The following is a 25866-nucleotide window of genomic DNA, read 5'->3' on the forward strand; positions in this document are numbered from 1 at the left end:
GCATGCAATTCGATGAACAACGGTTCGGGGGTATCACCCGTCTCTACGGCATTCAGGGCGCCGAGCGCCTGGCCAAGGCGCACGTCGCAGTCGTGGGGATTGGTGGTGTAGGTTCGTGGGCGGCAGAAGCGCTGGTGCGATCCGGGGTAGGCGAGGTGTCTCTCTTCGACCTGGATGATGTATGCACGACCAATACGAATCGGCAGGTACACGCGATCGCCGGCATGATCGGGCGTCCCAAGGTCGACGTCATGAGTGAACGGTTGAAGGCAATCAATCCCAGCTGCAAGGTGCATGCAGTGTGCGACTTCGTCACGCGGGAAACGATGTCGGATTACATCACGCCCGACCTCGACGCGGTGATCGATTGCATCGACAGCGTTGCTTCCAAAGCCGCGCTGATTGCGTGGTGCAAGCGCCGAAAGATACAGATCGTAACCACAGGCGGCGCGGGTGGGCAGGTCGACCCGACTCAGATCCAAATCGCAGATCTCAACAAGACATTCAATGATCCCCTCGCGGCGAAAGTTCGGTCGGTGCTTAGAAAGGACTACAACTTCTCACGCACGCCAGGGCGCCACTACAGCGTGCCATGCGTGTTCTCCACTGAACAACTGCGTTATCCCAAGCCAGACGGTAGTGTCTGCCAGGCGAAGGGATTTGTCGGCGAGGGGGTACGTCTGGACTGTGCTGGCGGCTTCGGTGCCGTGATGATGGTTACAGCCAGCTTCGGAATGGCGGCTGCGGCGCGTACGGTCGACAAGCTGGTTGCCGGTGTGAGAAGGCCGTCAGAGCGCGATGTCACCAAAAACCAGGAGTAAGGCGCCTAAGCTGCCCTCGACCGCGGCTTTGACCCGCCATTCGGCACTGAGCTGCCATTCTTCTGTCGGCATCGCGCCAAAGGCTCTGGCCATGTCGGGTTTCCGCCGTCTTTCGACTCAGGCACTATGTGCCACCTTTGTAAGAGATGAGTGAAGATGGCTGCGATCCTGATCCTGTACTCCACCACCGACGGTCATACCGCAACGATTTGCCAGCGTTTGAAAGCTGTGCTCGAAGAGTGCGGGCATGGTGCGATGGTAATGTCCATCGATGACGAGGCCAACGTGGACCTGGCGCAGTTCGACAAGATCGTGGTCGGCGCCAGCATTCGCTACGGTCATCACTCCAAGCCGCTGTTTGCCTTCATTGAAAAGCATCACAAAGCGTTGGCTGCAGTGCCCAATGCCTTTTTCTCCGTTAATGCCGTTGCGCGAAAGCCGGAAAAGAGCACCCCCGAGACAAACCCCTACTTGGCGAAATTTCTGCCGACGATCCCTTGGAAGCCACAGGCGCTGGAGGTCTTCGCTGGCAAGATCAACTATCCGAAGTACGGTCCGTTGGACAAGATGATGATCCGCTTCATCATGTGGATGACAAAGGGCCCAACCGGACGCAACGATGTTGTCGATTTCACCGATTGGAACAAGGTCGAAGCATTCGGTCGGCGCATTGCCAGCCTCTGAGCTTCAACTCAGGGCTGCAGTCTTTATACGCTCCCATACGGCATTCATGCCGCTGGCACGAGACGGCGATAGCTGGCGCGCCAGACCAAGCTGCTCGAACCAGTCGGCGATGTCGATGGCGGCAATCGTATGTCGGTTGGCCCCTTCGACACGAGCAACCAATACGGCAAGTAGCCCCCGAATCAGGCGCGCATCGCTTGCGGCTCGAACAAAAAGCTGTTCGTCTTCAATCCGCGTTTCCAACCAGACCGCGCTGTCGCATCCATCGACGCGGTGCGCGTCGTCTCGCTGATCTTCCGGCAGCGTTTCCAGTTCCTGGTCTCCCCATGCCATCAGCAGACGAGTTCGGTTTTCCCAGCTGGATACTGCCGCGAAGGCCTGCAAGGCCTGTTCGGCTTTGGCAGGTAGGCTCATCGAAGCACCTCCAGAGCATTGTCCAGAGCACCGAAGAAGCGCTGCAGATCAGTGGAGTCGTTATAAAGTGCAAGGGAGACACGTATCGCACCGCTCTTGCCGAGGCTTTGGTAGAGCGGTGTTGCACAGTGGCTGCCTGCCCGGATGGCAATGCCTTGCTCGCCTAGTACATGGGCGAGGTCCGCCGCGTGGATGCCTTCTACGGTGAAGCACGCTAATGCGGCCTCAGGCGTACCCAGGATGTCCACGCCGGTTCGCTGGCCGAGCCCCATTGTCAGTTCCTGGAGCAGGCGTGTTTCATGCCCATGGACTTGTTGCAGATCCTGCCTGTGCAGGTAATCGATCGCAGCCCCGAGGCCGAGCACGGATGCAATTGCGGGCGTGCCTGCTTCAAAGCCCAACGGAGCCGGATTGAACGTCGCGGTGTGGTATTCGGCACGGGAGACCATCTCTCCCCCGAATTGCCAATGCCGAACTTGCTCCAGGGCGCGGGCGCGACCGTACAGGACGCCTGAGCCCTCGGGCGCGTATAGCTTGTGGCCGGTAAAGACATAGAAGTCGCAATCCATGGCCTGGACGTCAGGGCGCGTATGTACGGCGCCTTGTGCACCATCGATGACCACCGTCGCACCCCGTGCACGCGCCATGGCGGCTAGCGGGCCGATCGGTTGCCAGGTACCTAGAACGTTGGACAACTGGCTGATCGCAAGCAGGCGCGTGCGCTCGGAAAAGAGTGCGCTTGCCTGCTCCAGATCGACATGCCCGGAGTCAGTCAGGGGCAATACTTTGAGGCAGAGCTTGCGTCGAGCAGCCAACTGCTGCCACGGCAAAAGGTTTGCGTGATGTTCCAGCGCGCTGATGATGACTTCGTCGCCTTCCTGGAAGGTTTCCTCAAGTCCGTAGGCCAGTAGGTTGAAGGCTTCGGTGGCGTTACGCGTGAAGATGACCTGGCGGGTCGTCTCGGCGTTGAGCCAATCAGCGACCTTCTCCCGGGTGGCCTCGAACGCACGGGTAACCCTGTCGGCCAGCGCGTGCTGCGCACGGTGAACGTTGGCCGTGCCACCGCGGTAATAGCCGAGCAGCGAATCGATGACCAATTGCGGCTTTTGCGCGGTGGCTGCGCTGTCGAGGTAGGTCTGATTGGACGCTTCCAGTACGGAAAGCGCGGGGAAGTCTGGACGCCAGGGGGAACGCAGCATGGGCTTTACCTGAGGGCGGCGATTGGATCGCCGCCCTGGGTCAACTCAGTTATGCGCGTGCAGCGCTTCGTTGAGTTCGATAGCGGTCTTGTTCGTCTTGCATTCGACAGCGCCATTTTGCGAGTTGCGACGGAACAGGAGATCCGCCTGACCAGCCAGATCGCGCGCCTTTACGACCTTCACGACGTTGTTCTGGTCGTCGAGCAGCGTCACTTTCGTGCCCGCTGTGATGTAAAGGCCCGCTTCGACGATATTGCGGTCCCCCAGGGGGATACCAATACCCGCGTTGGCGCCGATGAGGCAGCCTTCGCCCACGCTGATGACGATGTTGCCGCCGCCGGACAGTGTGCCCATGGTCGAGCAGCCCCCACCCAGATCGGAACCCTTGCCAACGAATACCCCAGCCGAGACGCGGCCTTCGATCATGCCAGGCCCCTCGGTGCCGGCATTGAAGTTCACGAAGCCTTCATGCATCACGGTTGTACCCTCGCCGATATAGGCGCCCAGGCGAATGCGTGCGCTATCAGCGATACGTACGCCTGCCGGTACAACGTAGTCGGTCATTTTGGGGAATTTGTCGACCGAGAAGACTTCCAGAAGATGGCCTTTCAGGCGGGCTTCGAGCTGTCGCTGAGCGAGTTCGGCGAGGTCAACCGCGCCTTCATTCGTCCATGCAACGTTCGGCAGCAGCGGGAAGATGCCAGCGAGGTTCTGACCATGCGGCTTGACCAGGCGATGCGACAACAGGTGGAGCTTGAGGTAGGCCTCAGGGGTCGAGGTGAGTGCCTCGTCATTGGCCAGCAGTGTGGCTACCAAAGGACGATGGCTTTCGGCCAGGCGGGTCAGTAGGGCCGATTGGCTGGCGTCGATCGACTTCAGCGCGTGGGCGAGTTCACTGGCTTTTTGAGTGTTGATGGTAATGGCCTGATTGCCACCGTCGTAGCCCAGCAACGGGGCCACCGCGTCGACCAGCTGCGTCGAAGGCGAGCGCAAGGGGAGTGCGTAGAAAACTTCCAGCCACTGGCCCTGACGGTTTTGAGTGCCGACCCCGAAGGCCAGGCTGAAAAGAGTATTACTCATGAGAATTCCTTGGTCTTTACGTCACTCGCCGAGTTCGGCGGCGTAGTGTTCGGGTTTGAAGCCCACCAGCGTACGGTTGCCCAGGTCCAGAACGGGACGTTTGATCATGGACGGCTGGGCAAGCATGAGTTCGATGGCCTTGGCCTGATCCAGGTCACGCTTGGTATCGTCGTCCAGTTTGCGGAAGGTCGTACCTGCACGGTTGAGAATCTTTTCCCAACCGTGTTCGCCACACCACTGCTCCAGGCTTTCGCGGCCCAGACCCACGCTTTTGTAATCGTGGAAATGATAGGCCTTGCCATGATCATCCAGCCAGGTGCGGGCTTTTTTCATGGTGTCGCATGCCTTGATGCCATAGAGCGTTAGGGTAGGTGTGGAGTCAGGCATCGAGCCTCCAGGAAAACGTGCCGATAGGGGGAAGGGCAGATTATGCCACGTTCACCCATGCCGGCGGGGCTACAGGCTTTCCAGGAACGTCCTGATTCGTTCTGCACCGGTCACGCATTGCTCAAGCGGAGCGACCAGGGCGATGCGTACCCGGTTTGCACCTGGGTTCATTCCATCCACTTCTCGAGACAAGTACGAGCCTGGCACCACGGTCACGTGCTGGCGCTCAAACAGCTGACGGGCGAACTCGGCATCGTCGATGGGGGTGCGGGGCCACAGATAGAAGCTGCCGTCGGGACGCTTTACGTCCATTGCGGGCTGCAGGATGTTGAGTACGGCGTCGAACTTTTCTCGATACAGGGCACGGTTCGCCGCCACATGCGCTTCGTCGTCCCACGCAGCGATGCTGGCCAGTTGCGTCTGTACCGGCATCGCGCAGCCGTGATAGGTCCGGTAAAGCAGGAATCCTTTGAGAATGTCTGCATCGCCTGCGACGAAGCCGGACCGAAGGCCGGGCAGGTTGGAACGCTTCGAAAGGCTGTGGAATACGATGCACCGTTTGAAGTCGGCGCGACCCAGTTCGGCACAAGCGGTAAGCAAGCCGGGTGGCGGATTCTCTTCGTCGAAATACAGCTCGCTGTAGCATTCGTCTGCCGCGATGACGAAATCATGCTCATCGGCCAGCGAGATCAGCTTCTTTAGCGTATCGAGGGGGATCAAGGCCCCAGTCGGGTTGCCGGGGGAACACAGGAACAGGATCTGGCAGCGCTTCCAGACCTCCGCCGGAACAGCGTCGAAGTCGGGGTTGAGGCCGTGCGCGTCCAGGCAGGGCAGGTAATGGGGTTTCACGCCGGCAAGCAGCGCTGCGCCCTCATAGATTTGATAGAACGGGTTTGGACTCAGTACGAGGCCGTCCACGTTGCGCTTGGCGACCGCCTGGGTAAACGCGAACAGGGCTTCGCGGGTTCCGTTGACGGGCAGCACGTGACGCGCCGGGTCCAGCCAGTCGCTCGGCACGGAAAAGCGTCGGGCGCACCAGCGCGCGATGGATTCCCGTAGCTCCGGGATGCCCGCCGTGGTGGGATATACCGACAGCTTGCCGAGGTTGTCACTCAGTGCTTTGGCGACGAAATCGGGCGAGCGGTGCTTGGGCTCACCGATCGACAGTGCGATATGGGGCAGATCGACTGGTCTAGCGTTGGCGAGCAATGCGCGCAGCTTTTCGAACGGGTAGGGCTGCAAGAGATTTAGTGCGTCATTCATGTGGGGCTCTCGGGACGTCAGGGCATCGCCTGTCGTTCAAATGGAAATCTGTAGCGGCATCTCGGTATTTGCGGCTGAAAGCAATTTGACGATTGCTTCCTGGAGGCGCGCACACAATTGCGGGTCGGAAAGCGGCTGGTTGTTCGCATCGGTGATGAAGAAGACGTCTTCGACGCGTTCGCCAAGCGTGGCGATCTTCGCGTTCTGGAGGGATATGTCGAACTCCAGGAAGATACGGCCGATCTTCGCCAGCAGGCCCGGACGGTCGGGGGCGATGACCTCGAGGACGCTGACGTGACGCTGGGGGTCGTTATGCAATGTCACTTGCGGTGGAAAGGCGAAGTGCTTCAGTTGGCGTGGGACACGGCGCTGGATGATGGTCGGGTATTCATCCGGGTTACGCAGCGCTTCGATCAGCCCCTGACGAACCTGCTCGATACGGCCGGGCGTGGCCTCCAGCGAACCGCCGTCGGCGTCCAGCACGATATACGTATCGAGGGTGAACTGACTGGTCGAGGTCAGGATTCGGGCGTCATGGATGCTCAGGTTCAACTGGCTCATGGCAGCCACCGTCACGGCGAAGAAGTCGTGCTGGTCTGGCGCGTAGATGAAGATCTGGCTCGCGCCTTCAAAATTGCGTTGAGTCGTCTCGCGAATGAGTACGAGTGGGTCGCCGTCGGACGGATGCTTCAGGATGGCCTCGGTGTGCCATGCAACGTCACCTGGGGTATGGCGCAGAAAGTAGTCGTCACCCAGCTGCGCCCACAGCTGTTCCGCCTGATCCGGGTTGATTTCACGCGTCAAAAGTTCCAGCGCAGATGCCTGTGTCTGGCGAATCTGCTCTTCACGATGGAGCGGGTTTTCGAGCCCGCGGCTCAACGCGCGCTTTGTACTGGCGTAAAGCTGACGGAGCAGGCTGGCGCGCCAGGAGTTCCAGAGTGTCGGGTTGGTGGCGTTGATGTCGGCAACCGTAAGCACGTACAGGTAGTCGAGGTGCGTCTGGTCGCCAACTTCGTGCGCAAAGTCCGTGATGACCTGTGGGTCGGAAAGATCCTTGCGCTGTGCCGTCGTCGACATGATCAGATGATTGCGAACCAACCATACGATCAGTTTGCTATCCCAGGGCGGCAGCTGGTGCCGCGCACAAAACGCTTCGGCGTCAATTGCGCCGATCTCCGAATGGTCGCCTCCGCGCCCCTTGCCAATGTCATGGTAGAGGCCGGCCAGGTAGACCAGTTCCGGTTTGGGCAATTGGTCAATCAGCTCGCTGGCCAGCGGGAATTTCTCGGCAAGCTCGGGCCGGCGCAACTTGCGCAGGTGTTTGAGCAGATTGAGCGTGTGCGCATCGACCGTATAGATATGGTACAGGTCATGTTGCATCTGCCCAATGATGTGCCCGAATTCGGGAAGGTACCGACCCAGGATGCCGTAGCGGTTCATCCGGCGAAGGTTGCGGTGGATACCTTGAGATGACTTGAACAGTTCGATGAACAGGCTGGTGTTGCGAATATCCTGCCGGAACTCATCGTCGATCAGGTGCCGGTGGTCGCGCAGCAGTCGGATGGTGTCGGCGCGGACGCCCTTGATCTCGGGCGACTGAGCCATAAGGACAAAGACTTCCATGATCGCGAAAGGCGTTCGCTTGAACACGTTGTCATGGATCGCCTCGATATAGCCGTCTCTCAGCTGGAATCGGCTATTGATAGGCTGCACGTCCCTCTCTTCGCCGGCATGCAGGATCACATCTTCCAGATGCTGGTTGATCAGTTCGTTCAGCTCCGTGACGCTCATCACCACGCGGTAGTACTTCTGCATGAACCGTTCGATGGAGCGTTTGGGGTCGTCTTCTTGGTATCCAAGTAGCTCCGCCACCTGGCGCTGGTGATTGAAGAGCAACCGGTCTTCGGCGCGGCCTGCCAACATATGCAGCGCATAGCGGACACGCCAGAGAAAGTCCTGAGCCGACACAAGTAGTGCGTGCTCGCTTTCGATCAGGAAGCCTTCGCTAACGAGTGCGTGAAGGTTAAGCGTGCCGAAATGCCGACGCGCAATCCAAAGAATGGTCTGGATGTCGCGCAAGCCACCGGGCGAGCCCTTCACATTCGGCTCAAGGTTGTATTCGGTGTCGTTGTACTTGGCATGCCGCTTCAGCTGTTCGTCGCGCTTGGCAACGTAAAACGTGCGGCTTGGCCACATGTGGTAGACACTCGTTACCTCCAGCATCTGCTGCCGAAGTGTATCGGGCCCGGAAAGCGTCCGGCATTCCATGAGATTGGTGACAACCGTCAGGTCCGCGCGGGCTTCACTTTCGCACTCTTCAATGGAGCGAACGCTCTGTCCGACTTCCAGGCCGATGTCCCACAACAGGGTGAGAAAACCTTCAATCGACTCTCGGTAGGATTCATGTTCATCCGAGCCAAGCAGAATCAAGAGGTCGATGTCGGAGTAGGGGTGCAGCTCGCCGCGCCCATAACCACCGACTGCAAGCAGTGCTATGGGCCCCTTGCCCGACCATTCGAAGCGCTTCCACGCCTCCATGAGGATCTGGTCCACAAACCATGCACGGTCTTCGATCAGCCGCCGTATGTCGCGCCCTTTGAGGAAGCGTTGATCCAGTACCTCGCCTGCGCGGCGGATCGCCTTCTTGAAAGCAGCGATCGGACTGGACTTCAGGGCAAGCTCGGCCTGGAACTGACCACGGTCGAAAAGCTCAGGATCTACCTGGGGCATGGTGCGGACCTATTTGGTAGGTGGGTCAGGCCGAAGTGTGTGCGATGGTGTCGTCGCTACGAAGTGTAAGAATTTCGTAACCATCTGCCGTGACCAGAATGGTGTGTTCCCATTGGGCCGATAGCTTCCTGTCTTTCGTGATCGCGGTCCAGCCATCCCCCAGCAGGCGTGTTTCCGGACGCCCTTGGTTGATCATCGGCTCAATTGTGAAGGTCATGCCTTCCTTGAGTTCCAGTCCTGTTCCGGCACGGCCGTAATGAAGCACCTGCGGCTCTTCGTGGAACACTTTGCCGATACCATGGCCGCAATATTCGCGAACAACCGAGAATCCCTGTTTTTCAGCATGCTTCTGGATGACTGCGCCGATATCCCCCAGGCGCGCCCCTGGGCGGACCTGCTCGATACCCAGGTACATGCATTCCTGAGTGATACGCGAAAGCCGATCGGCCCACTCCGGCACATTACCAATCATGAACATGCGGCTGGTGTCACCGTAGTAACCATCCTTGATGACAGTGATGTCGATGTTCATCACGTCGCCATCCTTGAGTGGCTTGTCGTTCGGGATGCCATGGCAGACCACATGGTTGAGCGACGTGCAGATCGACTTTGGAAAAGGCATGCGCCCCGGTGCGCCACCATAATTGAGGGGGGCAGGTATGGCGCCCTGGACGTTCACGATGTGGTCGTGGCAGATGCGGTCCAGTTCTTCCGTTGTGACCCCCGGTTTGACGTGCTCCGCAATCATTTCCAGCACTTCGGCGGCCAAGCGGCCGGCGATGCGCATTTTTTCGATATCTTCGGGCGTCTTGATGGTGACGGTCATGAAAACTCCGGTGCACGGACAAATAGAGAAAGCGGCCTATGTTAGCAGCAGCGCGCTGCCGCCATAAGTCGTTACGGCCCCTGCCGCTGCGTGGGTGCGATGAGCAGGTAGCCTCGCCGAGAGTTGTGTGGTATAAAACGCGCCGCTTTTCCAGGGTGATCGTTCGGGCACTTTTGGGAAGGCATTTAATCCGCACACGTGTCGACACGGCTGCCTGGGTGCCCTAAGGGGTTGGCGGTCGGGATGCGTGGAGGCCTAACCCGACTTATCGAGGAATTGAAATGTCCCAAGTCAACATGCGCGACATGCTGAAGGCCGGTGTGCACTTCGGCCACCAGACCCGTTACTGGAATCCGAAGATGGGCAAGTACATCTTTGGTTCGCGCAACAAGATTCACATCATTAACCTGGAAAAGACCCTTCCGCTGTTCAACGATGCTCTGTCGTTCGTTGAAAAGCTGGCTGCTGGCAAGAACAAGATCATGTTCGTCGGCACCAAGCGCTCCGCTGGTCGTCTGGTCCGTGAAGAAGCATCCCGCTGCGGCATGCCGTACGTTGATCATCGCTGGTTGGGCGGTATGCTCACCAACTACAAGACGATCCGTGCGTCCATCAAGCGCCTGCGTGAGCTCGAAACCCAGGCTGAAGACGGCACTTTCACCAAGCTGACCAAGAAAGAAGCCCTGATGCGTACCCGCGATCTCGAAAAGCTGGATCGCAGCTTGGGTGGTATCAAGGATATGGGCGGCCTGCCAGACGCGCTGTTCGTCATCGACGTTGATCACGAGCGTATCGCGATCACCGAAGCCAACAAGCTCGGTATCCCGGTCATCGGTATTGTCGACACCAACAGCAGCCCAGAAGGCGTTGACTACGTCATCCCGGGCAACGATGACGCCATCCGCGCTGTCCAACTGTACCTTGCTGCGGTAGCCGACGCTGTCCTGCGTGGTCGTCAGAACGCCGCTGGCGGCGCTGACGAGTTCGTCGAAGAAGCCACTTCCGAAGCAGCCGAAGGCTGATCTTCCGGCGCTTCTTAGCGTTACCCGGTGCGCAAGAAGGGGGCTAGGCCCCCTTTTTGCCACTCACCGAATTTGAAATGCCTGGCCTTGGCCGGGTTACTGGTCGAATAACCGATTTCGAGAGGATCAAGAGCATGGCAGAGATCACTGCAGCCCTGGTTAAAGAACTGCGCGAGCGTACCGGCCTCGGCATGATGGATTGCAAGAAGGCGCTGACTGCCGCTGGCGGCGATATCGAAAAAGCGATCGACGACATGCGTGCCGCGGGCGCCATCAAAGCCGCCAAGAAGTCGGGCAATATTGCCGCTGAAGGCGCCATCGCCGTCAAAGTGGCTGACGACAACAAAGCTGCCGTCATCATCGAAGTCAACTCCCAGACCGACTTCCTTGCTTTGCAAGATGACTTCAAGGGCTTCGTTGCCAACGCTTTGGACAAGGCCTTCAACGAGAAGCTGACTGACGCCGCTCCGCTGGTAGAGTCGCAAGAAGAAGCGCGTCTGGCTCTGGTTGCCAAGACCGGCGAGAACGTCAACATCCGTCGTCTGGCTCGTGCCGAAGGCGACGTGGTGGGTGCCTATCTGCACGGTCACCGTATCGGTGTCGTTGTGACCCTCAACGGCGGTACGCCTGAGCTGGCCAAGGATATCGCGATGCACATCGCTGCAAGCAATCCTCAATTCCTGGATCCCTCACAGGTTTCCGAGGAGGCTGTCGCCAAGGAGAAGGAAATCTTCCTGGCGCTGAATGCTGACAAGATTGCTGGCAAGCCGGAAAACATCGTTGAGAACATGGTCAAGGGCCGTATCAACAAGTTCCTGGCCGAAGCGAGCCTGGTCGAGCAGCCGTTCGTCAAGGATCCGGAAGTCAAGGTTGGTGAACTTGCCAAGAAAGCCGGTGCCGAAGTGGTCGCTTTCGTTCGCTACGAAGTCGGCGAAGGCATCGAGAAGGCTGAAGTCGATTTCGCCGCCGAAGTTGCTGCTCAGGTCGCTGCGACCAAGCAATAAGGCAGTCGTTACCGATCGTATAAGAGGCTGCCCGCTCACGCGTGCGGCCTCTTTTTCGAACGGGCTAGGCGGTTCGTTATCCGATCGCCATTCTGCAATTCCAGGCGGTTCATACGCCTGTCAAACATCTACGCCGCAGGGAGAAAAGTAATGGCTCAGCAGGTGAGTGGTCGTCAACCTCGCTATAAACGCATTCTGCTCAAGCTTAGCGGCGAAGCGCTGATGGGGTCCGAGGACTTCGGCATCGATCCCAAAGTCCTGGACAGGATGGCGCTCGAAGTAGGCCAGTTGGTGGGAATCGGTGTGCAGGTGGGTCTGGTCATCGGTGGTGGTAACCTCTTCCGTGGCGCGGCGCTCAGCGCTGCAGGCATGGACCGGGTAACCGGGGATCACATGGGCATGCTTGCGACGGTGATGAATGCGCTGGCGATGCGCGACGCGCTCGAGCGCTCCAACATTCCGGCGCTCGTGATGTCTGCGATTTCCATGGTTGGCGTTACAGATCACTATGATCGCCGCAAGGCCATGCGCCATCTCAAGACGGGTGAGGTCGTGATCTTCTCCGCCGGCACCGGTAACCCCTTCTTCACGACGGACTCCGCGGCCTGTCTTCGCGCTATCGAAATCGATGCGGATGTGGTTCTCAAAGCCACTAAGGTAGACGGCGTGTACACTGCCGATCCGTTCAAAGATCCAAATGCCGAAAAATTCGAACGGCTTACGTACGACGAAGTCTTGGACCGCAAGTTGGGTGTGATGGACCTGACGGCGATTTGCCTGTGTCGCGACCACCGTATGCCTCTGCGGGTCTTCAACATGAACAAGCCGGGCGCGTTGCTGAATGTCGTGGTTGGCGGCGCCGAAGGAACCCTGATCGAGGAGACAGTTGCATGATCAACGAAATCAAGAAAGACGCACAGGACCGCATGAAGAAGAGCGTAGAGTCGCTTGACCATGCCTTCGCGAAGATCCGTACGGGTCGTGCGCATCCAAGTATTCTTGACGGAATTTCGGTGTCCTACTACGGATCCGATACACCCCTTCGTCAGGTCGCGAACGTTGTGGCAGAAGACGCGCGTACTCTGGCGCTGACTGTGTTCGACAAGAGCATGATCCAGGCGGTCGAGAAAGCGATCATGACGTCGGACCTGGGCTTGAATCCGGCTACAGCTGGCACCACGATCCGCGTCCCAATGCCCGCGCTGACCGAAGAAACCCGCAAGGGTTACACCAAGCAGGCGCGTCAGGAAGCTGAAAACGCGAAGGTTGCGATCCGAAATATTCGCCGTGATGCGCTGGCGCAGCTCAAGGACTTGGTCAAGGAGAAGGAGATCAGCGAAGACGAAGAACGTCGTGCTGCTGATGAAGTCCAGAAGATCACCGACAAGTTCGTCGCTGATGTGGACAAATCCCTCGAGGCTAAGGAAACCGACCTGATGGCCGTATAGGCCCATCGGAGCAGTGCCATGGAGAAGTTTGCGAAAGCTGCCCGTCCCGCTTCCGTGCCCCGGCACGTGGCGATCATCATGGATGGGAACAATCGGTGGGCTCGCAAGCGCCTGTTACCCGGTGTTGCCGGGCATAAGGCGGGTGTAGATGCCGTTCGCGCTGTTATTGAGGTATGTGCCGAGGCGGGCGTCGAGGTGCTGACGCTGTTCGCCTTCTCCAGCGAGAATTGGCAGCGCCCGGCAGATGAGGTCGGTGCGCTCATGGAGCTGTTCCTTTCGGCGCTACGCCGGGAAGCGCGTCGACTCGATGACAACGACATTCGTTTGCGAATCATCGGTGATCGCTCTCGCTTCCACCCTGAATTGCAGGCGGCCATGAAGGAAGCCGAGTCTCAAACCGCGGGGTGCCGCAAGTTCACGTTGCAGATCGCCGCGAATTATGGCGGCCAATGGGATATCACCCAAGCTGCGCAGCGGCTGGCTCGCCAAGTTCAGTTGGGGCACCTTCAGCCTGATGAGATCACGCCAGCAATGCTTGAAAGCTGCCTGGCGACCACGGAAAGCCCGCCTCCGGATTTATGTATCCGTACGGGGGGCGAGCGACGCATCAGTAACTTCCTTCTCTGGCAGTTGGCGTACGCGGAGCTTTATTTTTCCGATCTTCACTGGCCTGACTTCAAGCACGATGCCATGCGCGCAGCGCTTGCGGACTATTCGATGCGGCAGCGGCGTTTCGGAAGGACGAGCGAACAGGTCGCAGCGGATGCCAATGCCTGACCCTTTGGCGGTCAGGCCTGTCGCTATGCCTTCTCAGTATCGAGCTGTCCGGTGGCACGCCTGCGCGCTAGGCTGTCTATAAGTCATCCTTCGTGAGGGCGCAAGCACCGGAAGCTGCTATGTGCGCCTTCAGTCATTCATGAGTGCGCCGATATCCGAGCGGCGTGCGGTGTCAAGGCGAGGCTCCATGCTTAAACAACGTGTGCTGACGGCACTGGTTCTACTTCCTGTTGCGCTAGCAGGGTTCTTTTGGCTACAGGGCGGCGCGTTTGCGTTGTTCGTGGGCGTGGTCGTCGTGCTCGGTGCCTGGGAATGGGCGCGTCTCGCGGGTTGGATAGCGGCGTCCTCACGCATCGGGTATGCGGCACTGGTCGCGCTGCTGCTTCTAGTGCTGTACGGAGCGCCATTGCTGGCACCGGTGCTTCTGGTGGTAGGCGTGTTGTGGTGGGGTGCGTCCACGCTGCTCGTGTTGAGCTTTCCGGACAGCGCCCAATACTGGTCAGGGCGAATCACCCGGGCGGTCATCGGTTTACTAATCCTTCTTCCCGCCTGGCAAGGATTGGTCATGCTCAAACAGTGGCCGGAATCAACCTGGCTGATCATTGGCGTAATGGTTCTGGTGTGGGCCGCTGATATCGGTGCTTATTTCTTCGGCCGAGCGTTTGGTAAGCGCAAGCTGGCGCCGCGGGTCAGTCCCGGCAAGAGCTGGGAAGGCTTCATGGGCGGCATGCTTGTCAGCTTGGTGATTACGCTGGTGGTCGCCATCACACGAGACTGGACGGCTGGCCAGACCACGTTGGCGCTTCTTGGGGCAGCGCTGGTGGTTGCGATTTCAGTGGTGGGTGATCTCACCGAAAGCATGTTCAAGCGCCAAGCAGGCGTGAAGGACAGTAGCAATCTTTTGCCTGGCCACGGAGGTGTCATGGATCGCATCGATAGCCTGACAGCCGCCGTTCCGGTCTATGCAATGCTTCTGTGGGTTTCGGGGTGGGGTGCGCTGTGACGCAAAAACGTCGGATTGCCGTACTTGGTGCGACGGGCTCCATCGGCGTTAGCACGCTGGACGTCATCGGTCGTCATCCTGACCGCTACGAAGCCTTCGCTTTGTCGGGTTACAGCCGTATGGCGGAACTCGAGCAGCAGTGCTTGGTTCATCGGCCCAAGTATGCCGTGGTGGCAGATGCAGGCCAGGCGCACGCGTTGTCGGCCCGTCTTCGCGACGGCGGTCTTGCTACGGAGGTATTGTCGGGTAATGAGGGGCTTTGCGAAATCGCAGCCCATCCTGATGTCGATGCTGTCATGGCAGCGATCGTAGGCGCGGCGGGGCTTGAGCCGACTCTCGCTGCGGTGCGTGCAGGTAAGCGGGTCATGCTCGCCAACAAGGAAGCGTTGGTCATGTCCGGTGCGCTCTTCATGCGTGCGGTACGAGAGCACGGCGCGGAGCTTCTTCCCATTGATAGCGAGCACAATGCCATATTCCAGTGCCTTCCCGGGCACTATGGTGACGGACTGAGCCGCTGTGGGATACGCCGGATACTCTTGACCGCCTCGGGTGGGCCCTTTAGGAGCTCGCCAATCGAGACGCTGCGCGACGTTACACCCGAGCAGGCTTGCGCTCACCCCAACTGGTCCATGGGACGCAAGATTTCGGTGGATTCGGCGACCATGATGAACAAGGGCTTGGAGTTCATCGAAGCGTGCTGGCTATTCGATGCGCGTCCCGATCAGGTCGAGGTGCTCATTCATCCGCAAAGTGTCATCCATTCAATGGTGGATTACGTTGACGGGTCGGTGCTGGCTCAGCTGGGTAACCCTGACATGCGTACCCCGATAAGCCATGCGATGGCCTGGCCGGAGCGTATCGAATCGGGCGTATCGCCGCTCGACCTGTTTACGGTGGCGCGTCTGGATTTTCAGGCCCCCGATCTGGATCGGTTCCCCTGTTTGAGGTTGGCTATCGAAGCTGCGAAGGAGGGGAGAAGTGCGCCTGCAATGCTCAATGCGGCCAATGAAATAGCCGTGAGCGCATTCCTCGAACGGCGCATCCGCTTCACAGAAATCGCGAGTATCATCGGCCACGTCCTGGATCGGGTTGCGGTTGAGTCCGTGGATACCCTCGATGCAGTCTTGGCAGCCGACGCGCGCGCGCGTCGCATGGCGCTGTCATGGCTGGCCACCAACGGCCATTGATTTCGGAGGAAGAAAATGGGTGCGTTGTACATGGTCGTCGGCACGCTGATTGCGCTGGGCGTACTGGTGACCATCCATGAGTATGGTCATTTTTGGGTAGCCCGCCGTTGTGGCGTGAAAGTCCTGCGTTTTTCGGTTGGTTTCGGCAAACCGCTCGTTCGCTGGCATGATCGGCAAGGGACGGAGTTTGTCGTCGCCGCGATTCCATTGGGCGGTTACGTGAAAATGCTGGACGAGCGTGAGGGCGATGTACCGCCTGCCCTTGCCGAGAATGCCTTCAATCGCAAGACCGTGCGCCAGCGTATCGCTATCGTCGCCGCGGGGCCGGCCGCGAACTTCCTGCTCGCGCTGCTTTTCTTCTGGGTGTTGGCGATGATGGGAAGCCAGCAGGTCAGGCCCGTCATTGGTTCGCTTGCCCCTGATAGTCTCGCTGCCCAGTCCGGGCTGCAGGCTGGGCAGGAGATCGTTGCTGTTGACGGAGATCCAGTCCACGGTTGGGGCGGAGTCAATCTGAAACTGGTCGCCCGTCTTGGTGAAACGGGTCCGCTGAATGTAACGGTCTCGGAGCCAGGCTCGGCTGCGCAGCGCACCCATACGATAACGCTTGACGCCTGGTTGAAAGGCGCCGAAGAGCCGGATCCTATTGGTGCGCTTGGCATTACGCCCTGGCGCCCAGCGATCAAGCCGATCCTTTCAGAACTGGACCCAAGTGGTCCCGCCGCAAAGGGCGACCTCGAGAAGGGTGACCTTCTAGTCGCGCTAGACGGCGTAGACGTAGACGATTGGCAGAAGGCTGTGGACCTTATCAAAGCCCGGCCGGGACAGCCCGTCACCGTGATGTTTGAACGCGACGGTGCCTTATACGAGCGTTCGATTCTCCTGGGTGCTCGAGAGGGGTCAGGTATACGTACGGGCTATCTCGGTGCAGGTGTATCCGGTGTCGAATGGCCCGCCGAAATGCTGCGCGAAGTGAGCTATGGTCCGCTCGAGGCGGTTGCCGAAGGTGCCCGTCGTACGTGGACGATGAGCGTCCTGACGCTGGATTCACTACGCAAAATGCTGTTCGGTGAGCTCTCGGTAAAAAACTTGAGTGGGCCGATAACCATTGCTAAAGTGGCGGGCGCTTCGGCCCAGTCCGGCGTGGGAGACTTTCTGAACTTCCTTGCCTACCTGAGCATAAGCCTGGGGGTTCTCAACCTTCTGCCTATACCTGTCCTGGATGGCGGGCACCTGCTGTTCTATCTGGTCGAGTGGGCGCGTGGGCGTCCTTTGTCAGAGCGGGTGCAGGCGTGGGGCATGCAGATTGGTGTCAGTCTGGTCGTTGGGGTGATGTTGCTCGCCCTGGTCAACGATCTAGGTCGATTATGACACCGTATCGAATCATGAGACCTGCCGCGTATGCGGCAGTTTCTTTATTAGCCAGTTGAAACAAATAGGACTTCATGAAACGCCTGCTACCTGCTGTGCTCCTTGCACTCATGACCGCTGAAGTTCACGCCGAGTCCTTCACTATCTCCGATATCCGCGTCAACGGCCTCCAACGTGTGTCTGCAGGCAGCGTGTTTGGTGCGTTGCCATTGAACGTTGGCGACGCGGCTGACGACATCCGCCTTGTCGAAGCGACACGTTCGTTGTTCAAGACCGGCTTTTTCCAGGACATCCAGCTGGGCCGTGACGGGAACGTCCTGGTCATCGACGTCGTCGAGCGGCCATCCATTGCGAGCATCGAGATCGAAGGCAACAAGGCTATCTCGACCGACGACCTCATGAATGGGTTGCGGCAGTCAGGCCTTGCTGAGGGAGAAATTTTCCAGCAGGCAACGCTTGAGGGCGTTCGTAACGAGCTGCAGCGGCAATACGTCGCGCAGGGGCGTTATTCGGCGACCATCGAGACCGAAGTCGATACGCAGCCGCGTAATCGTGTCGGCCTGAAGATCAAGATCAACGAGGGTACGGTCGCTGCCATTCAGCACATCAATGTCGTCGGTAACTCGGTCTTCACCCAGAAAGAGCTGACGAACCTGTTCGAGCTGAAAACGACGAACTGGCTATCGTTTTTCCGTAACGATGACAAATACGCACGTGAAAAGCTGTCCGGCGACCTTGAGCGTCTGCGCTCTTACTACCTCGATCGCGGCTACATCAACATGGATATCGCCTCGACCCAGGTATCCATCACGCCAGACAAAAAACACGTCTACATTACGGTCAACGTCGAGGAGGGTGACAAGTACCGTATTCGCGACGTGAACCTATCAGGCGATCTTCGCGTTCCAGAGGACGATGTGCGGGCTCTAATGCTCGTAAAGCCGGGTCAGGTTTTTTCTCGAAAGGTACTTACGACAACGTCAGACCTGATCACCCGTCGCCTGGGTAACGAGGGCTACACCTTCGCCAACGTGAACGCCGTTCCGCAGGTGCATGAGGAAGACAAGACCGTCTCCATCATGTTTGCCGTGAACCCCGGCAAGCGCGCCTACGTCAATCGCATCAATTTCCGCGGCAACACCAAGACCGAAGACGAAGTGTTGCGTCGTGAGATGCGCCAGATGGAAGGTGGTTGGGCATCAACCTATCTGATCGATCAGTCCAAGGTTCGTCTTGAGCGCCTGGGGTTCTTCAAGGAAGTCAACGTCGAGACGCCGGCCGTGCCGGGAACGGACGACCAAGTCGACGTGAACTATACCGTCGAAGAGCAGCCGTCAGGTTCCATTACGGCCAGCGTTGGCTTCGCGCAGAGCGCGGGTCTCATTCTCGGCGGCTCCATTAGCCAGAACAACTTCCTGGGTACCGGTAACCGCGTAACTATTGGCCTGACGCGTAGCGAATATCAGACGCGGTATAACTTCGGCTATACCGACCCCTACTGGACCGAAGATGGGGTGAGTCTTGGCTACAACGCGTTCTACCGCACAACGGACTACGACAAGCTGGACGTCGACGTGTCGAGCTACTCGGTCGATAGCCTGGGTGCTGGGGTCAACTTTGGCTATCCCATTAGCGAGACGTCGCGTCTGAACTACGGTTTGACGGTTCAGCAGGATGAAATCAAGACCGGCCGCTATACCGTGGACGAGATCTTCGATTTCACGCGGCAGGAAGGTGACAAGTACCTCAACTTCAAGGCATCGGTTGGCTGGTCACAGTCGGCCTTGAACCGCGGTGTTCTTCCAACACGTGGTTATTCTCAGAGTGTGGTTGCCGAGACGACCATTCCTGGTAGTGACCTGTCGTTCTATAAGCTCGACTATCGTGGCCAGATTTTCGCGCCGCTGACCAATACCTACACCATGCGGTTCCATACCGAATTGGGGTACGGCGATGGGTTCGGCTCGACATCGCGCCTGCCGTTCTATGAGCACTACTATGCGGGTGGTTTCAACTCTGTCCGTGGCTTCAAGGACAGTACGCTTGGTCCACGCAGTACGCCCAGTCGGGGCAACAACCCCGGCACCATCCGCGACCCGGATCAAGATGCGTTGCCTTTTGGCGGTAATGTGCTTATCCAGGGTGGCGTGGAACTGCTGTTCCCGGCGCCTTTCGTTGAGGATCAGCGCACCTTGCGAACGTCTCTATTCTGGGATGTCGGCAACGTGTTCGACACCAATTGCAATTCCGCACAGAAGAGCCGCGGCGATACTTGCGATATCAGCTTCAGCAACATGGCGAGCTCTGTCGGTGTTGGCCTGACCTGGATTACCGCTCTCGGTCCGTTGAGCTTCAGCCTTGGTACTCCAATCAAGAAACCGGAGGGGTCCGATACCCAGATCTTCCAGTTCTCGCTTGGTCAGACGTTCTAAATTTTTTCACTGCATATACAGCGTTTTTACGCAGGAGCGCAGCGTGCGTAAGTTGACTCGATTCATCCTGATCACCGCAGCCATGATTGCCACACCGGCTTTTGCCGAAATGAAGATCGCGGTGCTCAATTATCAAATGGCCTTGCTCGAATCCGATGCGGCCAAGAAGTATGCCGTAGACGCTGAGAAGAAATTCGGCCCGCAGCTGAATAAGCTGAAAGCTCTCGAGGGCGATGCAAAGCGCATCCAGGACACCGTCGCCAAGGCCGGTGACAAAATGAAGGAAGCGGAGCGCGAGCGTCTTGAACTTGAGTTCAAGCAAAAGGCGCGTGATTTCCAATTCCAGTCCAAGGAGTTGAACGAGGCAAAGGCCGCGTCTGACCGTGACATGCTGAAGCAGCTGAAGCCGAAGCTCGATCAAGCGGTCGAAGAAGTCATCAAGAAAGGCAACTTCGACCTGGTCGTCGAGCGCGGTTCGGTGGTCGACGTGAAGCCACAGTTCGACATCACGCGCCAAGTCATCGAGCGCATGAACCAGCTGCGTTGATATGACTATCGAATTTACTCTGGGTGAGCTCGCGTCGCGCTTGGGTGCCGAGCTTCGTGGTGATGCCGATTGCAAGATTATCGGCATCGCCTCTTTGCTTGAGGCAGGTCCTCAGCAGCTGACCTTCGTCACAAGTGCGCAATACCGCAAGCACCTTCCCGAATCTCGGGCTGGTGCCGTGATGCTCAAGGCAGAGGATGCTGGAGGTTTTCAGGGTAATGTGATCGTCGTGGCCGATCCTTATCTGGCCTATGCCGAGCTGTCCCATCTTTTTGACCGCAAGCCCAGGCCACTGGCCGGTGTCCACTCAACCGCCGTTGTGGCTGCTGATGCCATCATCGATCCTGCTGCCAGCATCGGTCCCTTTGCTGTCATCGAGCAAGGTGTGCGTATCGCAGCCGGTGTCACTATTGGCGCTCATACTGTTGTTGGCGCTCGTTGTGTCATTGGTGAAAATAGTTGGCTTGCGCCCCGGGTTACCCTTTACCACGACGTCACGATAGGCAGGCGGGCCGTTATCCAGTCTGGCGCAGTCATTGGCGGTGAAGGCTTCGGGTTTGCCAATCACAAGGGCGAATGGAAAAAAATCGCTCAAGTTGGCGGTGTCATCCTTGGAGATGACGTGGAAATCGGTGCCAATACTACCGTTGACCGTGGCGCGCTCGCGGATACGGTGCTCGGAAATGGCGTGAAGCTTGATAACCAGATTATGATCGGCCACAACGTGCAGGTGGGCGATAATACGGCTATGGCGGCTTGCGTCGGCATTTCCGGCAGTACGCGTATTGGCAAGAATTGCATGATTGCCGGAGCGGTTGGCGTCGCCGGTCATCTTGATATCTGCGACAACGTGTTCGTCAGCGGAATGAGCATGATCACCGGTTCGATCACCGAGCCTGGTTCTTATTCATCGGGTACGGGGCTGCAGCCTTCCGGTGAATGGCGCAAGAGTGTCGCGCGCTTCCGTCAGCTCGACGACATGGCCCGTCGCCTCCGCAAGGTGGAAAAAACCGTCGCTACCGTGACCCCGGACGGAAATCCTTCATCAGAAGCCTGATTGGTCTTCCGCGCATCAACCTTTTGTTTACAGGCTTTCTGAAAAATGATGGATATCAACGAGATTCGTGAGCTTCTTCCGCATCGCTACCCGTTCCTGCTGGTGGACCGGGTCACGGAGCTGGACCTTGAAGCCAAGCGTATCCGTGGCTACAAGAACGTAAGTATCAACGAGCCGTTCTTCAATGGGCATTTCCCTCAGCATCCGATCATGCCGGGCGTGTTGATTATCGAAGCGATGGCGCAAGCCGCTGGCTTGTTGGGATTCAAGTTGATGTCGGCTACGCCAGCGGACGGCACGTTGTATTACTTCGTCGGTTCCGACAAGCTGCGCTTTCGCCAGCCTGTCCTTCCAGGCGATCAACTACGGCTCGATGCGCAGTTCCTCAGCGTCAAGCGCGGTATCTGGAAGTTCCAATGTGAAGCGACTGTTGATGACAAGCCTGTATGTTCGGGCGAAATCATCTGTGCGGAACGTAGACTATGAGTTTGATCGACTCCCGTGCCATCATCGACCCGAGTGCCCGGCTGGCCGACAACGTTGAAGTCGGTCCCTGGTCCATCATCGGGCCTGGCGTGGAAGTCGGTGAAGGCTCCGTCATTGGGCCCCATGTGATCATCAAAGGCCCAACGGTCATTGGTCGTCACAATCGCATCTACCAGTTTGCCTCGGTCGGTGAAGACACGCCTGACCTGAAGTACAAGGGTGAAGCGACACGACTGGTGATCGGCGCTCACAATGTCATCCGTGAAGGCGTCACTATCCACCGCGGCACCATCCAGGATCGTTCCGAGACCACAATTGGCGATCACAATCTTCTCATGGCCTATGTGCATATAGGGCATGACAGCGTCATCGGCAACCACTGTATCCTGGTCAACAACACGGCTTTGGCGGGCCATGTACATGTGGGCGACTGGGCGATACTCTCCGGTTATACACTGGTCCACCAGTATTGCCATATTGGCGCTTACAGTTTCTCCGGCATGGGCACCGCCATCGGCAAAGATGTGCCAGCGTTCGTGACTGTATTCGGCAACCCCGCAGAAGCACGCAGCATGAACTTCGAGGGCATGCGTCGTCGTGGGTTCAGCGTGGAAGTCATCCATGCCTTGCGTCGCGCCTACAAGATTGTGTACCGCCAAGGTCTCACGGTCGACGAGGCATGCGCGGAACTGGCGGAAAGCGCGGCAGCGCATCCCGAAGTTGCCATGTTCAGGGATTCAGTGCGCGCTTCCGAGCGTGGCATTACTCGCTGACCATGAAAAGCGTGCGTGTAGCCTTGGTAGCAGGTGAGGCATCTGGCGACTTGCTGGGTGCCGGCCTAATGCGTTCGATCAAGGCACGACACCCCCACGTCGAGTTCATAGGCGTTGGCGGGCCCCGGATGGAAGCTGAAGGGATGCGTTCCTATTTTCCGATGGAGCGCCTGGCCGTGATGGGGCTGGTTGAGGTGCTCGGGCGCCTCTTTGAATTGCTCAAGCGTCGTCGTCAACTCAAACACGACCTTTTGGAAGCCCGGCCGGACGTGTTCATTGGTATTGACGCTCCAGACTTCAATCTGGATCTGGAGTTGCAGCTACGGCGTGCAGGCATCAAGACGGTTCATTACGTAAGCCCTTCCGTGTGGGCATGGCGGCAAAAGCGCGTATTCAAGATTCGCGACGCATGTGACCTGATGCTTACGCTGTTCCCATTCGAGGCGCGCTTCTATGAAGAGCACCAGGTACCGGTGCGGTTCGTAGGCCACCCACTGGCAGACACTATTCCGCTCGACGCCGATCGAAATGTCGCGCGCAATAGTCTTGGGCTCGACGGGGCCGGCCCAGTCGTGGCCCTGCTGCCAGGCAGTCGGGGTGGGGAAGTCGGCCATCTCGGGCCACTTTTTCTCGATGCGGCGGCATTGATGGTCACGCTCCAGCCTGATGTCAGATTCGTGCTTCCCTGTGCCAATTCGAACAGGCGTGCCCAGATCGAACAGGTGCTTGACGGTCGGCCGCTGCCCTTGACGCTGCTTGACGGTCAATCGCATGAGGCGCTCGCCGCTTGCGATGCAGTAATGATCGCGTCCGGAACGGCGACCTTGGAAGCATTGCTCTACAAGCGCCCTATGGTCGTCGCGTACAAGGTGGCGCCACTGACTTACCGGATTTTGCGGCGGATGGTGAAAAGCCCCTACGTCTCGCTACCAAATCTTCTCGCGCAGCGCTTATTGGTGCCCGAGCTGCTTCAGGATGACGCGACGCCGGAAGCGTTGGTGGAGGCGCTTTTACCCTTGATCGCAGGGGGCAAAGAACAAACGGATGGATTCGACCAGATCCATCGCTCACTGCAACGCAATGCTTCCGAGGAGGCTGCGGACGCAGTGTTGAAACTTGTAGGGCAGGTGTGATGCAGCTTGGATTGGACTTTACATTGGTCGAGGATTTGGTTGCCGGCGTCGACGAGGTAGGTCGAGGTCCGCTGTGCGGGCCTGTCGTGACGGCGGCCGTCATTCTGGACCCGCTCAGGCCAATCGAAGGTTTGAACGATTCGAAGAAACTGACACACGCGCGCCGGGAAGCGCTCGCGTTGGAAATCCAGGAAAAGGCGCTGGCCTGGTGCGTCGCACGAGCCGATGTGCATGAAATCGACGACCTCAACATCTTGCACGCCACCATGCTAGCCATGCAGCGCGCAGTCGAGGGGCTTACCGTGACTCCGAAGCTTGCGCTGATCGACGGTAACCGTTGTCCGGTGTTGTCGGTGCCTTCAGCGCCGGTAATTCAAGGTGACGCTACGGTACCGGCGATTGCTGCTGCGTCCATTCTGGCCAAGGTGGCACGGGACCGTGAGATGCACGAAATGGAAGTGCATTACCCGGGCTACGGCTTCGCGTCTCACAAGGGATACTCCACACCCGTTCACCTCGAGGCGCTTTCGCGGCTCGGGCCTACCCCTATCCACCGGCGCTCCTTCGCGCCTGTACGGGCCGCATTGGAAGCGGTAGTTCTGGACGTCACGATCGCCACAAGCGAAGACGTCCTCTGTCTCGGCTAGTTCATCGAACCTTGGCCGTTCCGCTTGGGTCTTCACGCTAGCGGCTCATAACATCGGTCCTCGACCTGCCTTCGTGCGGCGCCTTCGGTTCATGCCGACCTGGGCGCCTTTCAATACGCCGCCGTCAGGTGGCTGGAGAGAACTATGGAAGCTGCAAACGCTTTCGCTGAGATGCTCAGCAACATTATCTGGGCATTCCTGCTGTGGTTTCTGGTTGGGTGTGGGATCTTCTTTACGCTACGTCTTCGGCTGATTCAGTTCGTCCGTTTCGGTCATATGTTCACGGTCCTCAAGGGTGGCGGTAAGTCGGATGATTCCGGTATCTCACCGGTGCAGGCACTCTGTACCACTTTGGCGGCACGGGTCGGTACCGGTAATGTCGCCGGTGTTGCAATTGCAGTGACCCTTGGTGGGCCGGGCGCGGTTTTCTGGATGTGGGTAATTGCGCTGGTGGGCATGTCGACCGGATTTGTCGAGGCCACGCTAGCCCAGCTGTTCAAAACCCGTGACGGCGAAGGGCAGTACCGTGGTGGGCCGGCCTACTACATGGAGCGCGGCCTTGGGCAGCGCTGGATGGGCGTGCTGTTCTCGTTTTTGCTGATCCTTGCATTTGGCTTCGTGTTCAATGCGGTCCAGGCGAACACCATTAGTGGCGCAATGGAGGGTGCGTTCGGCGCCCCTAACTGGATGACTGGTCTCCTCATGGTCGGCCTTACTTCATTAATCATCTTTGGTGGGCTGCGTTCGATCGCGCGCTTTTCCCAGCTTGCCGTGCCCGTCATGGCTGCTGCGTATCTGTTACTGGCCGTCTTCCTGATCATCCTCAATATTGACCAGATCCCTGGCATTCTGGCGATGATTGTTAAAAGCGCGTTTGGTTTGGAAGAAGCCGCGGCAGGCGGCATCGGTGCGGCGATCATGAATGGCTTCAAGCGTGGGCTGTTTTCGAACGAAGCGGGCATGGGCTCGTCGCCAAACGTCGCTGCTTCCGCTGTGCCCTACCCGAACCACCCGGCGTCGCAGGGTTTCGTGCAGATGGCCGGTGTCTTTTTCGACACGCTATTGATCTGTACGGCCTCGGCGGCAATCGTTCTCTTGGCTGGTCCTCAAGAAGGCGAGGGGATCATGCTGGTTCAGAATGCGCTAAATGCGCAGGTCGGTAATTGGGGCCGATATTTCCTTGCGATCATCGTGCTCTTCTTTGCCTTCACGTCAATCGTTGCCAATTACAGCTACGCCGAGAACTGCATGGTATTCCTGAGGCCCGCTGGCTCGTCCCGCCTGATCGTATTCAGGCTTGCCGTACTGGCCACTGTAATGTTCGGTGCGCTGGCATCATTGCCATTCGTCTGGACGCTGGCTGATATTTCCATGGGATTGATGGCGATCACCAACCTGACGGCACTTGTGCTGCTTTCGAAGCTGGCAGTGAAACTGGCGCGCGATTACGGTGAGCAGCGGCGCGCGGGTAAAGTGCCGAATTTCGACGCCAGCGCGTATCCAGAAATACAGAAGAAACTCGAGCCCGGCATCTGGGATTGAACCTCCCTGTCAAGCTGCTGTTTCAGCCCAAGGCCC

25 protein-coding genes are annotated in these 25866 nt (G+C 58.4%); 18 read left to right on the forward strand and 7 right to left on the reverse strand.

Going from position 1 to position 25866, the window contains the following annotated elements:
• Positions 1-2: 2 nt before the first annotated feature.
• Positions 3-821, forward strand: coding sequence for a tRNA cyclic N6-threonylcarbamoyladenosine(37) synthase TcdA (gene tcdA / locus ACY8D3_RS04880; RefSeq protein ID WP_462382116.1), 819 nt, complete (start codon positions 3-5; stop codon positions 819-821).
• Positions 822-977: 156 nt separating this feature from the next.
• Positions 978-1505, forward strand: a complete 528-nt coding sequence (gene hemG, locus ACY8D3_RS04885) for a menaquinone-dependent protoporphyrinogen IX dehydrogenase (RefSeq protein ID WP_462382118.1) — start codon at positions 978-980, stop codon at positions 1503-1505.
• 3 nt (positions 1506-1508) lie between these two features.
• On the opposite strand, the gene ACY8D3_RS04890 is transcribed toward hemG, so the two are convergent.
• From ACY8D3_RS04890 to map, 7 genes are all read right to left on the reverse strand, one after another.
• Positions 1509-1919 carry a SufE family protein gene (locus ACY8D3_RS04890; RefSeq protein WP_462382120.1) on the reverse strand — a complete coding sequence of 137 codons (411 nt, stop codon included), beginning with the start codon at positions 1917-1919 and terminating at the stop codon, positions 1509-1511.
• Entirely contained in the window at positions 1916-3118 is a 1203-nt protein-coding gene (locus tag ACY8D3_RS04895) for an aminotransferase class V-fold PLP-dependent enzyme (protein ID WP_462382122.1), read from the reverse strand. Before ACY8D3_RS04895 ends, ACY8D3_RS04890 begins: the two co-directional genes overlap by 4 nt.
• Before the next feature lie 45 nt (positions 3119-3163).
• On the reverse strand, positions 3164-4198 hold the full coding sequence (dapD, locus tag ACY8D3_RS04900) for a 2,3,4,5-tetrahydropyridine-2,6-dicarboxylate N-succinyltransferase (protein ID WP_462382124.1): 1035 nt from the start codon (positions 4196-4198) through the stop codon (positions 3164-3166).
• A 21-nt stretch (positions 4199-4219) separates the two neighbouring features.
• Entirely contained in the window at positions 4220-4585 is a 366-nt protein-coding gene (locus ACY8D3_RS04905) for an ArsC family reductase (RefSeq protein WP_462382126.1), read from the reverse strand.
• Positions 4586-4654: 69 nt separating this feature from the next.
• Positions 4655-5848, reverse strand: a complete 1194-nt coding sequence (dapC, locus tag ACY8D3_RS04910; protein WP_462382128.1) for a succinyldiaminopimelate transaminase — start codon at positions 5846-5848, stop codon at positions 4655-4657.
• 36 nt (positions 5849-5884) lie between these two features.
• Complete coding sequence (locus tag ACY8D3_RS04915; RefSeq protein ID WP_462382130.1) at positions 5885-8578, reverse strand: [protein-PII] uridylyltransferase; 2694 nt, start codon at positions 8576-8578, stop codon at positions 5885-5887.
• Positions 8579-8603: 25 nt separating this feature from the next.
• Positions 8604-9404 (reverse strand): type I methionyl aminopeptidase, encoded by an 801-nt coding sequence (map, locus tag ACY8D3_RS04920; RefSeq protein WP_462382131.1) that lies wholly within the window; start codon positions 9402-9404, stop codon positions 8604-8606.
• Positions 9405-9685: 281 nt separating this feature from the next.
• On the opposite strand from map, the gene rpsB reads away from it, so the two are divergent.
• The 16 genes from rpsB to ACY8D3_RS05000 all read left to right on the forward strand — a co-directional run bounded on the left by rpsB (position 9686) and on the right by ACY8D3_RS05000 (position 25830).
• Positions 9686-10426, forward strand: a complete 741-nt coding sequence (gene rpsB, locus ACY8D3_RS04925) for a 30S ribosomal protein S2 (RefSeq protein ID WP_462382133.1) — start codon at positions 9686-9688, stop codon at positions 10424-10426.
• Positions 10427-10560: 134 nt separating this feature from the next.
• Positions 10561-11430, forward strand: a complete 870-nt coding sequence (gene tsf, locus ACY8D3_RS04930) for a translation elongation factor Ts (protein WP_462382135.1) — start codon at positions 10561-10563, stop codon at positions 11428-11430.
• 150 nt (positions 11431-11580) lie between these two features.
• Positions 11581-12324, forward strand: a complete 744-nt coding sequence (gene pyrH, locus ACY8D3_RS04935) for a UMP kinase (RefSeq protein ID WP_462382137.1) — start codon at positions 11581-11583, stop codon at positions 12322-12324.
• Positions 12321-12878 carry a ribosome recycling factor gene (gene frr, locus ACY8D3_RS04940; protein ID WP_462382140.1) on the forward strand — a complete coding sequence of 186 codons (558 nt, stop codon included), beginning with the start codon at positions 12321-12323 and terminating at the stop codon, positions 12876-12878. Before pyrH ends, frr begins: the two co-directional genes overlap by 4 nt.
• Before the next feature lie 18 nt (positions 12879-12896).
• Positions 12897-13655: a polyprenyl diphosphate synthase gene (uppS, locus tag ACY8D3_RS04945; RefSeq protein ID WP_462382142.1), complete on the forward strand. Its 759-nt coding sequence runs from the start codon at positions 12897-12899 to the stop codon at positions 13653-13655.
• Between the two features lie 187 nt (positions 13656-13842).
• The gene (locus ACY8D3_RS04950) at positions 13843-14658 is read left to right on the forward strand and encodes a phosphatidate cytidylyltransferase (RefSeq protein ID WP_462382144.1); all 816 of its coding nucleotides are present in this window, start codon (positions 13843-13845) and stop codon (positions 14656-14658) included.
• On the forward strand, positions 14655-15845 hold the full coding sequence (gene ispC, locus ACY8D3_RS04955) for a 1-deoxy-D-xylulose-5-phosphate reductoisomerase (RefSeq protein ID WP_462382146.1): 1191 nt from the start codon (positions 14655-14657) through the stop codon (positions 15843-15845). Before ACY8D3_RS04950 ends, ispC begins: the two co-directional genes overlap by 4 nt.
• A gap of 15 nt (positions 15846-15860) precedes the next feature.
• Positions 15861-17213 carry an RIP metalloprotease RseP gene (gene rseP, locus ACY8D3_RS04960; protein WP_462382148.1) on the forward strand — a complete coding sequence of 451 codons (1353 nt, stop codon included), beginning with the start codon at positions 15861-15863 and terminating at the stop codon, positions 17211-17213.
• A 74-nt stretch (positions 17214-17287) separates the two neighbouring features.
• Entirely contained in the window at positions 17288-19645 is a 2358-nt protein-coding gene (gene bamA / locus ACY8D3_RS04965; protein WP_462382150.1) for an outer membrane protein assembly factor BamA, read from the forward strand.
• 43 nt (positions 19646-19688) lie between these two features.
• Positions 19689-20192, forward strand: a complete 504-nt coding sequence (locus ACY8D3_RS04970) for an OmpH/Skp family outer membrane protein (RefSeq protein WP_462382152.1) — start codon at positions 19689-19691, stop codon at positions 20190-20192.
• Position 20193: 1 nt separating this feature from the next.
• Entirely contained in the window at positions 20194-21249 is a 1056-nt protein-coding gene (gene lpxD, locus ACY8D3_RS04975) for a UDP-3-O-(3-hydroxymyristoyl)glucosamine N-acyltransferase (protein WP_462382154.1), read from the forward strand.
• A 45-nt stretch (positions 21250-21294) separates the two neighbouring features.
• On the forward strand, positions 21295-21735 hold the full coding sequence (gene fabZ, locus ACY8D3_RS04980; RefSeq protein ID WP_462382156.1) for a 3-hydroxyacyl-ACP dehydratase FabZ: 441 nt from the start codon (positions 21295-21297) through the stop codon (positions 21733-21735).
• Entirely contained in the window at positions 21732-22508 is a 777-nt protein-coding gene (gene lpxA, locus ACY8D3_RS04985; protein ID WP_462382158.1) for an acyl-ACP--UDP-N-acetylglucosamine O-acyltransferase, read from the forward strand. The genes fabZ and lpxA overlap by 4 nt, the downstream gene beginning before the upstream one ends.
• Positions 22509-22510: 2 nt before the next feature.
• Positions 22511-23641 carry a lipid-A-disaccharide synthase gene (lpxB, locus tag ACY8D3_RS04990; protein ID WP_462382160.1) on the forward strand — a complete coding sequence of 377 codons (1131 nt, stop codon included), beginning with the start codon at positions 22511-22513 and terminating at the stop codon, positions 23639-23641.
• Positions 23641-24288 (forward strand): ribonuclease HII, encoded by a 648-nt coding sequence (gene rnhB, locus ACY8D3_RS04995; protein WP_462382162.1) that lies wholly within the window; start codon positions 23641-23643, stop codon positions 24286-24288. The genes lpxB and rnhB overlap by 1 nt, the downstream gene beginning before the upstream one ends.
• Before the next feature lie 144 nt (positions 24289-24432).
• Entirely contained in the window at positions 24433-25830 is a 1398-nt protein-coding gene (locus tag ACY8D3_RS05000) for an alanine/glycine:cation symporter family protein (RefSeq protein ID WP_462382164.1), read from the forward strand.
• The last annotated feature ends 36 nt before the right edge of the window (positions 25831-25866 follow it).

The organism is Pseudomonas sp. Marseille-QA0892 (genome assembly GCF_054950135.1).